We start from the raw sequence: 12,752 nt of genomic DNA on the forward strand, positions 1-12,752 counted from the left end.
AACCGCTCGACAAAGCAAGTGCTTGGTAGGTTATCCTACCCGTGTGGGAGTGAGCCAGGGCAGGACCGACGACGACGAGTTGTTCGCGACGTCCATACGGACGTGGCTTGCCGACAATCTGACGGGTGAGTTCGCGAAGCTACGCGGCCTCGGCGGTCCTGGTCGTGAACATGAAGGTTACGACGAACGGCTGGCGTGGGACAGGCATCTAGCGGCAGCCGGTTGGACGTGTCTCGGCTGGCCGACGGAGTACGGCGGACGTGCGGCGACGCTGGAACAACAGGTGATCTTCCACGAGGAATACGCCCGCGCCAACGCACCGGCGCGCGTCTCCCATATCGGCGAAGAACTGCTCGGCCCGACGCTGATCGCATTCGGCACCGAGGAGCAGAAGCAGAGATTTCTGCCGGGTATCAAGAACGTCACCGAGCTGTGGTGCCAGGGCTACTCCGAACCCGGGGCCGGATCGGATCTGGCGTCTGTATCGACCGCGGCCCGTCTCGACGGCGACCGCTGGTCCATCAATGGTCAAAAAGTGTGGACCTCGCTTGCTCACGTCGCGGACTGGTGTTTCGTCGTCGCGCGGACCGAGCCGGGTTCGGTTCGGCACAAAGGGCTTTCCTACCTTCTTGTCCCCATGAAGCAACCGGGCATCGCCGTGCGCCCGATCATTCAGCTGACCGGTACGTCGGAATTCAACGAGGTCTTCTTCGACGACGCACACACCGATGCGGATCTGGTGGTCGGTGGCATCGGCGAAGGTTGGCGAATTGCCATGGGCACCCTCACCTTCGAGCGTGGTGTCTCGACGCTGGGTCAGCAGATCGGCTTCGCACGCGAACTGGACGGTATTGCCGAACTCGCGGAACGTAATGGGGCAGCGCAGAATCCGCTGATCCGCGCCAAGCTCACTCGCGCGGCCATGGGGTTGCGCGTCATGCGCGCGCACGCGCTGCGAACGATGGACTCCGCCGATTCGTCCGGCGGCGCTGCCTCGGTGGCCAAACTGTTCTGGGCCAACTGGCATCGAGGTCTCGGTGAGCTTGCGATGGAGGTGCTGGGCGCGCAGTCGCTCGTCGCCGACGGAGCCGTCGAGAACGGTGGACTACAGGAACTGCAACGGCTGTACCTCTTCACCAGAGCCGACACGATTTATGGCGGTTCGAACGAGATACAGCGCAACATCATCGCCGAGCGTGTGCTCGGCCTGCCGAGAGAGGCGCGACCGTGACCGACTCGTTGTCGATTGCACCGCAAGAGATTCCAGGCCACGGACTGCTCACCGGTCGAGTGGCGGTGGTAACCGCTGCTGCGGGAACCGGTATCGGGTCCGCGACGGCGCGCCGCATGCTGGCCGAGGGCGCTGACGTCGTTGTATCCGATTGGCACGAAAGACGTTTGGAGGCGACACGTGCCGAACTGGCCGAGGCTCATCCGGAGCAGCGGGTCGGCGCGGTCGTGTGCGACGTGAGCTCGTCGGAACAGGTGACCGCATTGTTCGCGGCGGCGGCGGATCAGTTGGGGCGCGTCGATATCGTCGTCAACAATGCCGGCCTCGGGGGAGAGGTACCGGTTGTCGACATGACGGACGAGCAGTGGGACCGCGTCATCGACGTCACCTTGAACGGCACGTTCAGGTGTACGCGGGCAGCGCTGAACTATTTTCGGCGCGCGGGACACGGCGGCGTGATCGTCAACAACGCAAGTGTTCTCGGCTGGCGGGCGCAGCATGGCCAGGCGCATTACGCCGCGGCGAAGGCAGGTGTCATGGCGTTGACCCGCTGCAGTGCAATCGAGGCGGCGGAGTTCGGGGTCCGAATCAACGCGGTCGCGCCGAGCATCGCCAATCACGCATTCCTCGCCAAGGTGACGTCGGAGGAACTGTTGTCGCGACTCGCCGCGGGTGAAGCGTTCGGTCGCGCTGCGGAACCATGGGAGGTTGCGGCAACGATCGCGATGCTCGCAAGCGACTACACGACGTACCTGACGGGCGAGGTTGTCTCCGTCAGCAGCCAGCGAGCCTAGGGATGTACAGATATGCCTAGCAAGCGTTTGGTAACTAAAGTTCCAGATATGACGTCGTCACTTGGATTCAACGATCAGACGAAGGCAACAGGACGCCGAGACGAGTTGCTCGAGCTTGCTGCCAGGCTTTTTGCCGAACGCGGCATGCGCGCGACGACCGTCCGCGACATCGCAGATGCGGCAGGCATCCTGTCCGGCAGCCTCTATCACCACTTCGACTCGAAGGAGTCGATGGTCGACGAAATCCTCAGCAGCTTTCTCGATGCACTGTTCGCTCGCTACCGCGAGATCGTCGACGCCGGGCTCGGTCCTCGCGACACCTTGGAGGCCCTGGTTGTCGCGTCCTTCGAAGCGATCGACGCGTCGCACTCGGCTGTCGCGATCTACCAGGACGAGGCGAAGCGGCTGCGCACCGTCGAGCGGTTCGCCTACATCAACGACCGCAACGTCGAGTTCCGAGCGCTCTGGATCGGGGTGCTCCGCGCGGGCGCCAAGGACGGCAGCTTTCGCCCGGACATCGACGTCGAACTCGTCTATCGATTCCTACGCGACACCGTCTGGGTCGCCGTGCGGTGGTACCGCCCTGGCGGATCCTTCACCGCCGAGACGATTGCCAAACAGTATCTTGCCGTCGTACTCGACGGCCTTGCCAAACCCTGACTGCAACAACAAGATCCGAGGAGTTCGTCATGCCCGACGCCTATATCGTCGATGCCATCCGCACAGCAGTAGGGAAACGTGGCGGTGCACTCTCCACGGTTCACCCCGCCGATCTCGGTGCGACGGTGATTCGAGCGATCATCGAACGTAACGGCATCGATGCTGCGAAGGTCGACGACGTCGTCTTCGGCTGTGTCGATGCGATCGGTCCGCAGGCTGGAAACATCGCTCGCACAGCGTGGTTGGCGGCAGGTCTGCCCGAGGAAGTGCCAGGCGTCACCGTCGATCGCCAATGCGGATCGAGCCAGCAGGCGATTCACTTTGCGGCGCAGGCGATCATGAGCGGAACCGCCGACCTCGTTGTAGCCGGCGGTGTACAGAACATGAGTCAGATCCCGATTGCAGCAGCGATGTTGGTCGGGCAGCAGTATGGGTTCCAAACTCCGACCGCTGGGTCGAAGGGGTGGGCGGCTCGCTACGGCGACCAGGAGGTATCGCAGTTCCGTGGCGCGGAAATGATCGCCGAGAAGTGGGATATCAGCCGAGAAGACATGGAGCGTTGGGCTTTACGTAGCCACGAACGCGCGCGAGCGGCCATCGCCGATGGCCGTTTCGACAAGCAGATCGTCCCGGTCGGTGACTACAGGACCGACGAAGGTCCACGTGAAACAAGCCTGGAAAAGATGGCGTCACTCAAACCGTTGAGTCCTGAGGGTCGACTGACTGCCGCTGTCGCAAGCCAGATTTCCGACGGTGCGAGTGCAACGTTGCTGGCGTCGGAACGCGCTCTCGCTGAACATGATCTGGTCCCACGTGCTCGCATTCATCATCTCAGTGCCCGCGGCGCCGATCCGATATTTATGCTGAGCGCCCCGATCCCCGCGACCGAATACGCACTCGCCAAGTCCGGCCTTTCGATCGACGACATGGACGTCATCGAGATCAACGAAGCGTTTGCGCCGGTCGTGCTCGCCTGGTTGAAGGAGACGGGTGCAGATCCGGACCGCGTCAACGTAAACGGTGGAGCAATAGCGCTCGGGCACCCGCTCGGCGCGACGGGGGCGAAGTTGTTCGCGAGCCTGCTCGCCGAGTTGGAGCGGACCGGCGGCCGCTACGGACTGCTGACGATCTGCGAAGGTGGCGGAACGGCGAACGCGACGATTATCGAGCGTCTCGACCACTGAGTGGCGTTCAGCGTTCGTTAAGAGGCCGCACAGGGCTACCGGCGAAGCTTTCTCTCAACGCACTACTTCACACCGAGAGAAGGCAACAACATGATCACCATCCGTACGTTCGCCCGCACCGCCATCGTCGCAGCCGTCATCGGCACCACTGCGGTATCCACTGCGGCGCTGTCGAATGCAGCACCGAAGGCGCCGTGGGGACCGGCGCAGGCGATCGCCGACGCGTTCCCCGATCTGCTCCCCGCCTCGCCGTCGGCCACCGGATACCACGGTGCCTCGTGCGAGACGAACGCATCGCCGGGTGAGGAATCCGGTGCCACGGCCGGCATCGAGTGCAAGGACGCCGACGCCGTCGAGTTCGGGATCTACAGCTTCCCGACGGCGTCCGCTGTCGACACCGCGCTGGCGACGCTCGAACTGTCGGAGCCGCAGCCGGGCCAGCTCGATGATGGCTCGGACTACACGCTCTACTCGCTCGAAGACAGCCCCGAAGGCGCCGTCGTGTTCCTCACCTTCGAGGCGAAGAATCTGCAGAAGTACCTGCTGGTCGTCGGCAAGGAAGGTGCGACGGTCGACGAACTCGGCGAGACCTGGGGCCACGATGCCCCGATCGGCACCGACCGGGCGTAGGGCGCTGCGCGCCTCGTGAGTCTTTTCGGAGGGCCGCACCTCCGAAAAGACTCACGACCGGCTGCGCCGCCTCAGGTGCAGGCGGAAGCCCTCCGGCATAAGCGTCAGCCGTTCCTGCACCCGCAGCTGGTAGTCCGCGTCGGGCTCGAGGTCGTACCGACGCAGGATCGTCCCCAAGACGAGCACCGCCTCGTGAAGCGCGAATTGTCTTCCGATGCAGGCGCGTTCACCTGTTCCGAACGGTTTGTAGATGTGCGCCGGACGTCCTTTCACCCGGGCGGGGAGGAAGCGGTCGGGGTCGAACACATCGGCGTCGTGTCCCCATGCCGGGTCGCGGTGCAGCGACGGTATGGACACGAGAACACCGTCGCCTGCTCGCATCGGATACTTGCCGACGAGCGTCGTATCCTCGCGAGCTTCGCGACCGTAGATGGGTGCGGTCGGCCACATCCGAAGGGCTTCGTCGAGCACCCGGCGGACGTGCCGAAGCTTGGCGATCTGTTCGAACGACGGGTCGACTCCTGTGTCGGGACCCCACACCTCGTCGACCTCGGCCTGCGCTTTCGCGAGTATCTCGGGATGTCGGGACAGATAGTAGAACGCGAACGACAAGGCGCCAGAGGTTGTTTCGTGCCCGGCGACGAGGAAGGTCAGCACCTGGTGTCGGATGTTGACGTCGTCGATACGGTCGGGGTCGTCGTCGCGCGCCGCCCGCATCATCAACTCCAGCAGGTCGTCGGGGCCGGTATGGCCAACCTCGCGCCGCTCACGAATCACCTCGTCGACGACGCCGTTCATAAAAGCGATGCGGTCCAGGTTGCGTTTGTCCGCGCGGCGCCACAGCAGTTCTCCGACCAGCGGCGGACTGAGAAACGTACGTAGTTGCGCATGCCGAAGCGCGCCGACCATCGCCTCGACGAACGGGTGCAACCGCTCGCGTCGGAACGAGTCGAACGGATGGCTGAACCCGGTGCGGCCGATCGTCTCCAACGTCAGCTTGGTCATGTCGGCGGATACGTCGACGGTCGTTCGGGTGTCCCAATCCGCGACGAGTTCGCGCGCTACGTCGACCATGATCTGGTGGTAGGAGCGCATCGCGGCCTGAGTGAACGCGGGACGCAGGAGATTGTGTGCTTTGCGCCAATTGGGCTCGTCGTTGTAGGCGGTGAAGAGACCGTCGCCGCCGATCTGCCGCAATCGTGCGACCGCTGGACTGAGGTACTTTGCGAATCGGGCCTCGTCGGACAACTCGGCAACCATGTCGGCGCCGGAAACGAAGACGAGCCTGCGTCCGAAGATCTTGCGCTCGAAGATCGGTCCCAATTGCTTGCCGAATCGCATCACATCTTGAATAGGTCTGCGCGGACTGGAGTTTCGGACGTCACCGAGGATCGGGATACGGCCCGGCGGGTGTGGAATCGACGCCGGTGACTCTTGTTCGAGAACCTCGGTGCTCACAGGCGCCTCCACATATAAACGAGCCAGCTCCGTTGCTGAACCCATGTCTAGTAGCGAACTTACGCGCTACTGAACCCGTGTCAAGTAACATCGAGGCGGCAATGACATCGGCACGAAAGAGACTCGATCCGGAGCAACGGCGAGAGCAGTTGCTCACCATCGGCGCGCGCTTGTTCGCGGGACGTCCCTACGAAGATGTGTGGATCGAAGAGGTCGCCGAACTCGCCGGTGTATCTCGCGGTCTGATGTACCACTATTTCCCGACCAAGCGCGACTTCTTCGCGGCGATCATTCGGCTCTCGGCCGAGAAATTACTCGCCTCGACCGAGGTCGATCCGGAACTGCCGATCGCCGACCAGGTCGCTGCCGGACTCGACGCTTACATCGACTTCGTCGTCGACAATCCGCACCACGTCATGGCGGTCAATCGTGGCGCACTGTCGGGGGAGAAGGACATTCGCGAGATCGTCGAATGGGAACTCGGTGTGCTGCAGCAGCGGATCGTCGAAGCCGTTGGTTTGCAAGGGCATTCGAAAGACGTCGCAACGATTGCGGTCCGCGGCTGGCTGGTCTTCACCCGGGCGGTGTGCGTCGACTGGGTCGAAAGTCGTGCGGTCACCCGCGACGAGCTACGAGAGCTGTGCCTGCGTACGCTCGCCGGCGCCCTCGGTCCGTCGGTGCCGCTCGACGAACCGCCTCACTGACGAGAGGCGGCGCGAATGTCGCCGGATTCGAGCACACGTTTGTCGGTGCCGTTGGCGGCTACCGCAAGCATCGCTGCACCGATCTGGTCTGTCGTAACGACGAGATTGGGCGCCACTCGCTTCAGCACGAAGAACAGCGGGGTCGCGGCGGTGTATGCGGTGCGGTACAGCCGCGTCTTCGACTGCACGCCGTGCAGCGGCTGAATTATTCCGGGGCGAAACATGTAGGCAGAGAACGGGAGTGCAAGCAGTTCGTTCTCGGTTCTACCTTTGACCCTGGCCCACATCGAGCGACCCTGCTCTGTACTGTCGGTTCCTGCACCGGAAACGTAGACGAACGTCGAATCCGGGTTCAGCCGCGCCAGGGTGCGCCCGACCGACATCGTATAGTCGTACGTCACCCGGGTGTAGTCGGCTTCGTCCATACCCACCGACGATGTGCCGAGGCAGAACAAGCAGGCGTCGTACCCGGTGAGTCGGTCCTCGATAGACTCCAAGTTCAGCAGATCCGAATGAATCAACTCGGTGAGCTTGGGGTCGTTGCGCTGCAACGGAGTCCGGCCGACCGCAAGTACTTCGGTCACGCGCGGGTCGAGTAGGCATTCACGTAGAACGCCTTGGCCGACCATCCCGGTCGCACCGAACAGGATCACCTTCATGATGACCAGTCTGCACTGCTCAGCGAGTCAGCGTCGCAATCGCATGGATGCGGTCGGCTGCGTCGTCGACGATTCGGGTGATCAGATCAGCACACGTTGGTAGGTCGTCGAGCATGCCGACAACCTGTCCCGACGCGAGCACCCCCGCAGCGGTGTTCCCCTCGACGAGCCCCGCGCGGAGCAGCATCGGTGTGTTCGCGGCCATCACAACCTGAGACCACGTGAGTTCCTTGGCCTTGCGCATCGCGAGTCCGTCGCGGACCAGTGTCGACCACTTCATGCCGGTCATGTTCTTGAACTTCGCCGCATTTCCGACAGCTGCGACGAGTCCTCTTGTGCTGGAGGAATCTTCGAGTTTGTCGACCAAGTCGGTTCGCAGCACTCGATGTGGCATACCATCGACCTTCTTCGACACGATCGTGTCTTGCAGCCCGCGCTGCAGATACTCCTGCTTCACCGAATCCGGCACCGTCGATTCCTGGGTGAGCAGGAAGCGTGTCCCCATTGCGACGCCTGCCGCGCCGTAAGCCAACGCCGCTGCCAAACCTCGTCCGTCGTAGAAACCGCCGGCTGCGACAACCGGAATATCGACCGCGTCGAGAACCGACGGCAGCAGCAGGGTCGTCGCGACCGGACCCGTGTGTCCGCCGCCCTCACCGCCCTGCACGATCACCGCATCCGCACCCCACGCTGCGACCTTCTTGGCATGTTTGGCGGCACCGATGGACGGAATCACCACCACGCCAGCTGCTTTGAGCCGTGCGATCAACGCTTCCTTCGGAGCAAGGGCGAACGACGCAACTCGTACTCCCTGCTCGATAAGTAGCTCGATTCGCTGCGGGGCGTCGCTTGCGTCGGCACGGATGTTGACGCCGAACGGTCGATCGGTCAGAGTTTTGGTCTTCGCGATAGCGGCTTCGAGTTCCGGGTAGGTCATGGTCGCAGACGCCAGAATTCCGAGTGCACCCGCCTCTGCCGTCGCCGCAACCAGTCGTGGTCCGGCTACCCAACCCATCCCGGTCTGGACGATCGGATGTTCGATGCCGACCAACTCGGTCAGCGGTGTCACGAGTGTGCTCACGCCGCGACCTCCTTGTTTCGGAACCCGCGCGGATCGATCACCTCGCGGATCAGTTGCAACTCATCGGCATTCGGCAACCTGGTGGTTCCTGCGGCGGCGAGTTCGACGATCTCGAAGGTTGTGTTCGCTACGACGTCGTCCGGGCTGACACCCGGGTGGAGGGTCACCGCACGCATCGCGTGATTCGGTCCGCCGAAGTCGAACACACCGAGATTGCTGACGACGCGGTGGACGTTCAAGTATTTGTACGCCGGGTTGTCGGGATCGATTGCGTCGTAGCCGACGCCCGATACGACGTCGACCTTGTCGACGAAGACACGGGCCGAATGCTTCGGTACCCAGTAGCTCGTCGCATGATTGATCGTGTTTCCCGGCGCGCCTCGAACGCCGAACATCTGTCGCGTCGGGTGCTGCAGCGGTCCGAAGGCGGACAGGTTCTGGTTGCCGTAGCGGTCGATCTGATTGGCGCCCATCACGACGTGCCGTCGTCCGGACGCGACGACGTCGAACACCTTGCGAAACGGGAGCCAACCCTCGATCGGAGCCTTCGCACCGAGCGCCGGGGTAGCAGCGAGGAGCAGGGCCTCACCGTCGGAGATGAGGAGGTCGGGTTCGGTCGTCAGACGTGCGAGCCGAGCTCCGATACTCGGTAGGGTCGCCATCGGACTTGCCATGATTTCGCCTGCGCCGGTGAAGAGTTCGGCGCAGGCTATCGCGCAAACCTCTGCTCGGGTGATCTGCTCGCTCATTGCCTGCCCTCACCGTTCGTTGCGGCGTCCGTGAACTTCCGCACGGCCGCTTGGTAGTCGTCCTCGCTACCGGCGAGGTACGTGTCGACGAATTGTTGCCACGCAGCAGGATCTTTCGCGGCCTCGGCATAGTGGCGCTGGAACTTCTCGTCTCGGCCGTAGCTCTCGCCCGCGAGTGTGAAGTGCGCTCCGCCCGGCGCCTCGACGACGCCGTCGACCATCATCCTGTTCAACAGAAGTGCCTGCAGGGGAACAGCTTCGATCAACTCTTCGGTCTCGACTATGCGCTCGACCGATACGTACCGCTTCGTTGCGGCCATGCAGTAGAGGTCGTCGAAGTACGGATCGACGCCGGTGTAGGCGGCGTTGCCGTGCTTGTCGCCGAGGTTCAGATGCACCAGCGCTGCGTCGAGCGTCAAGGCAGGCATCGCGACAAGAGTTTCCGCCCGACCCGATTCGTCGAGGTAAGGCGATGTGACGGTGCGTAATTCGTCGCCCCAGAAGTTGCGAACGTCGGAACCGAGTCCGGCACGGATCGGCAGGAACGGTAGACGTGCGCCTGCTGCCTCGAGTCCGCATTTCAGCATGCCTTCGTCCATTTCGCGAACTTCGATGCTGCCGGTCGTGCGGGCCTGTGCGAACCATGGATCGTAGAACGGTGCAGAGTCCAGGGATACGAAGCCGTAGTAGGCCTTTCGGACCTTGCCTGCCGAACAGAGCAGGCCGAGGTCGGGACCGCCGTAGGTGACGATGGTCAGATCGGTCAGGTCCGATCGAAGGATCGCTCGGATGAATGCCATCGGCTTGCGGCGCGAGCCCCAGCCGCCGATTCCGATCGTCATGCCGCTGCGGAGTTCGCCGACAACTGCGTCGAGCGTCGTTCGCTTGTCTCGCATCAGTGCGTTCCTCCTGCAGCGCGCTGTCGCGCGAGGTCGTCTTCGAAACGTTCACGGATCTCGTCGGCCGCACCCGAGAGGTTGAGTTCGAAGGTGAATCCCTGTTCGTAGCGGTAGCTGCGGTGCACGTTCTGTAGATCGATGCCGTTCAAGGCTTCCTTTGCAGCGCGGATGACCCGGCCGTCTTTGGCTGCGATGTCTGCTGCGACTTCCATAGCGGCATCGTCCAACTCGCTCCTCGGGACAACTTTGAACACCGAGCCGTGGTGCTGCAGTTCCTGTGCTGTGATCGTCCGCGCCGTGAAGAACAGTGCGCGCATCAAGTGCTGGGGCACCAGACGGGCGAGATGTGTTGCGGCGCCGAGCGCACCACGGTCGACCTCGGGCAAACCGAAGGTGGCGTCGTCGGAGGCGACGACGATGTCGGAGTTGCCTACGATGCCGATGCCGCCGCCGAGGCAGAAGCCGTTGACCGCGGTGACCACTGGGACCTGGCAGTCGTATACCGCTGAAAACACCTCCGCGCAGCCACGATTGGCGTCGATCAGGCTTTGATGGCCGGGATTGCGCTGGATCTCCTTGATATCGACGCCAGCGCAGAAGCCGCGATTTTCCGCTCTGACGACGACGACACGGTTGCGCTGGTCGCGGCCGGCGTTGCGCACGGCGTCCGCCAGATCGAACCAGCCCTTGGTGGGAAACGCGTTGACCGGCGGGTAGTCGATGGTGACTACTGCAACCCCTGATCCGTCGGTCTGTGAAGTGATTGGCATGTGTGGTTCCTAAGGTTGTCGCCAAACCAAGCGATTGCTTGGTAGGTTAGCACGGTGAGTATCGACGTATCCCTCGACGGCACGGTCGTCCTGGTGACCGGTGGCGTCCGCGGCGTCGGCGCAGGCATCAGCCGGAAGTTTCTGGAAGCAGGCGCTTCTGTAGTCGCCTGTGCTCGACGACCACCCGAGCACACCGTCGAATTCGGTGGCCGCACGGTGCATTTCGAATCGTGCGACATCCGAGATGCCGCGGCCGTCCGAGACCTGACGGCCCGCATCGTCGCCGAGTACGGCAGCCTGGACACAGTTGTGAACAACGCGGGCGGATCACCGTTCGCCGCGGCGGCCGAGGCGAGCGCGAACTTCCACGCCAAGATCGTCGAACTGAATTTGCTTGCACCATTGCTGGTGTCGCAGGCCGCCAACGAGATCATGCAGAAGCAGCCGAACGGCGGATCGATAGTGATGGTGTCGAGCGTCAGCGGGGGTCGCCCGTCGCCCGGCACGGCTGCCTACGGCGCTGCAAAGGCTGGACTCGACAACCTCTCCGCAAGCCTCGCCGTCGAATGGGCGCCGAAAGTTCGGATCAACTCGATCGTCGTCGGTCTCGTCGAGACCGAACTCAGCGATCTGCACTACGGCGGTCCCGACGGACTCGGGCGGGTCGCGAACACGATCCCAATGCTGCGTATGGCGAGGCCAGAGGATGTCGGCAACGCCGCGGTGTTCCTCGCGTCCCCACTTGCCTCCTACATCAGCGGGACGACCTTGACAGTCCACGGCGGCGGCGAACGTCCGGCATTTCTTGCTGCGGCCGCGGGTCGAGAACCTGCCGCCGTTGCGCCATCTACTACCGACAACACGAACAGGGAGAACTGAGTGACCGGAATATGTGCCGATCGCGTCGTCATCGTCACCGGCGCCGGCCGAGGTATCGGGCGAGCGCACGCCCTCGCATTCGCGGCGGCGGGCGCGAAAGTGGTCGTCAACGATCTCGGCGCAGGGCTTGACGGCTCGGCATCGGTGGACGATCCAGCGCAGGCGGTGGTGGCTGAGATCGAGGCGGCAGGTGGTGCTGCCGTCGTCAACGGCGACGACGTCGCGGACTGGGCAGGCGCGAAGCGCCTTGTCGGTACCGCGTTGGAGCATTTCGGTCGACTGGACGTATTGGTCAACAACGCCGGCTTTCTGCGCGACCGAATGCTCGCGAATCTGAGCGAGGACGAGTGGGACGCCGTTGTGCGAGTTCATTTGAAGGGGCATTTCGCACCGATGCGGCACGCGATCGAATATTGGCGAGCGGAATCCAAAGCGGGCAGGGCAGTCGATGCGCGCATCATCAATACAAGTTCGGGTGCCGGATTGCAGGGCAGCGTAGGTCAGGGCAATTACGCAGCAGCGAAGGCCGGCATTGCCGCGTTGACCCTGAATGCAGCGGCAGAATTCGCGCGATACGGCGTGACGGTCAATGCAATAGCGCCAGCAGCCCGGACCCGTATGACCGAGTCTGCCTTCGCCGACACGATGGCGAAACCCGACGCCGGCTTCGATTCGATGGCGCCGGAAAACATCTCTCCCCTCGTTGTGTGGTTGGGCAGCAGCGAATCGGCGCAGGTGAGCGGTCGTGTATTCGAGGTGGAAGGCGGCAAGATCGCGATCGCGGATGGCTGGCGACACGGGGACCCGATCGACAAAGGCGAACGTTGGGATCCGTCGGAACTCGCCGATGTCGTAAGCAAACTAATTTCGAGCGCCCAGCCTCCTGTGCCGGTATACGGCTCGATGTAGCGCAGAGCGAATTTGTTGAATAGGGTTGACATAAGCACAGGCCGGGGAGCGGATTCGCGCAGTGCGTGACGGCGAGTTATGTCGTGGGGTTACTCGGCGGCTATTCTTGCGAAGGCTCGAGTACGATTCGCCGGGCTGGTCCGAG

Annotated in this window: 14 protein-coding genes; 8 read left to right on the forward strand and 6 right to left on the reverse strand. The window is 63.1% G+C overall.

Annotated features, from left to right (window positions below):
* Nucleotides 1–43 precede the first annotated feature (43 nt).
* The 5 genes from JGU71_RS15555 (at nt 44) to JGU71_RS15575 (ending at nt 4,499) form a co-directional block, all read left to right on the forward strand.
* Nucleotides 44–1,231, forward strand: a complete 1,188-nt coding sequence (locus tag JGU71_RS15555) for an acyl-CoA dehydrogenase family protein (protein WP_372433182.1) — start codon at nt 44–46, stop codon at nt 1,229–1,231.
* The gene (locus JGU71_RS15560; protein ID WP_199705100.1) at nt 1,228–2,025 is read left to right on the forward strand and encodes an SDR family oxidoreductase; all 798 of its coding nucleotides are present in this window, start codon (nt 1,228–1,230) and stop codon (nt 2,023–2,025) included. Before JGU71_RS15555 ends, JGU71_RS15560 begins: the two co-directional genes overlap by 4 nt.
* A 48-nt stretch (nt 2,026–2,073) precedes the next feature.
* A complete protein-coding gene (locus tag JGU71_RS15565) occupies nt 2,074–2,685 on the forward strand; it encodes a TetR/AcrR family transcriptional regulator (RefSeq protein WP_199705101.1) in 612 nt (203 codons plus the stop codon).
* A gap of 29 nt (nt 2,686–2,714) precedes the next feature.
* A complete protein-coding gene (locus tag JGU71_RS15570) occupies nt 2,715–3,869 on the forward strand; it encodes an acetyl-CoA C-acetyltransferase (protein ID WP_199705102.1) in 1,155 nt (384 codons plus the stop codon).
* 90 nt (nt 3,870–3,959) lie between these two features.
* Entirely contained in the window at nt 3,960–4,499 is a 540-nt protein-coding gene (locus JGU71_RS15575) for a hypothetical protein (RefSeq protein ID WP_199705103.1), read from the forward strand.
* 51 nt (nt 4,500–4,550) lie between these two features.
* Here JGU71_RS15575 and JGU71_RS15580 read toward each other — a convergent pair whose 3' ends face one another.
* Nucleotides 4,551–5,957, reverse strand: a complete 1,407-nt coding sequence (locus JGU71_RS15580) for a cytochrome P450 (protein ID WP_307829668.1) — start codon at nt 5,955–5,957, stop codon at nt 4,551–4,553.
* Nucleotides 5,958–6,058: 101 nt separating this feature from the next.
* Between JGU71_RS15580 and JGU71_RS15585 the strand changes: the two genes are divergently transcribed.
* A complete protein-coding gene (locus tag JGU71_RS15585) occupies nt 6,059–6,661 on the forward strand; it encodes a TetR/AcrR family transcriptional regulator (RefSeq protein ID WP_199705105.1) in 603 nt (200 codons plus the stop codon).
* Here the strand turns inward: JGU71_RS15585 and JGU71_RS15590 are convergent.
* The 5 genes from JGU71_RS15590 to JGU71_RS15610 are packed head-to-tail and all read right to left on the reverse strand — an operon-like array spanning nt 6,655 to nt 10,819.
* Nucleotides 6,655–7,320: an NAD(P)H-binding protein gene (locus JGU71_RS15590; protein WP_199705106.1), complete on the reverse strand. Its 666-nt coding sequence runs from the start codon at nt 7,318–7,320 to the stop codon at nt 6,655–6,657. The two genes, JGU71_RS15585 and JGU71_RS15590, sit on opposite strands and share 7 nt — an antisense overlap.
* A gap of 19 nt (nt 7,321–7,339) precedes the next feature.
* Nucleotides 7,340–8,401 (reverse strand): NAD(P)H-dependent flavin oxidoreductase, encoded by a 1,062-nt coding sequence (locus JGU71_RS15595; RefSeq protein WP_199705107.1) that lies wholly within the window; start codon nt 8,399–8,401, stop codon nt 7,340–7,342.
* On the reverse strand, nt 8,398–9,150 hold the full coding sequence (locus JGU71_RS15600; RefSeq protein WP_199705108.1) for a CoA-transferase subunit beta: 753 nt from the start codon (nt 9,148–9,150) through the stop codon (nt 8,398–8,400). Before JGU71_RS15600 ends, JGU71_RS15595 begins: the two co-directional genes overlap by 4 nt.
* A complete protein-coding gene (gene ipdA, locus JGU71_RS15605; RefSeq protein ID WP_199705109.1) occupies nt 9,147–10,046 on the reverse strand; it encodes a cholesterol ring-cleaving hydrolase subunit IpdA in 900 nt (299 codons plus the stop codon). The genes JGU71_RS15600 and ipdA overlap by 4 nt, the downstream gene beginning before the upstream one ends.
* Nucleotides 10,046–10,819 (reverse strand): enoyl-CoA hydratase family protein, encoded by a 774-nt coding sequence (locus JGU71_RS15610; RefSeq protein WP_199705110.1) that lies wholly within the window; start codon nt 10,817–10,819, stop codon nt 10,046–10,048. The genes ipdA and JGU71_RS15610 overlap by 1 nt, the downstream gene beginning before the upstream one ends.
* 60 nt (nt 10,820–10,879) lie before the next feature.
* On the opposite strand from JGU71_RS15610, the gene JGU71_RS15615 reads away from it, so the two are divergent.
* Nucleotides 10,880–11,698 (forward strand): SDR family oxidoreductase, encoded by an 819-nt coding sequence (locus JGU71_RS15615; RefSeq protein WP_199705327.1) that lies wholly within the window; start codon nt 10,880–10,882, stop codon nt 11,696–11,698.
* Entirely contained in the window at nt 11,699–12,607 is a 909-nt protein-coding gene (locus JGU71_RS15620; protein WP_199705111.1) for an SDR family oxidoreductase, read from the forward strand. It abuts the gene before it with no gap.
* The last annotated feature ends 145 nt before the right edge of the window (nt 12,608–12,752 follow it).

Source organism: Antrihabitans stalagmiti, assembly GCF_016482825.1.
GTDB classification, from domain to species: Bacteria; Actinomycetota; Actinomycetes; order Mycobacteriales; family Mycobacteriaceae; genus Antrihabitans; species Antrihabitans stalagmiti.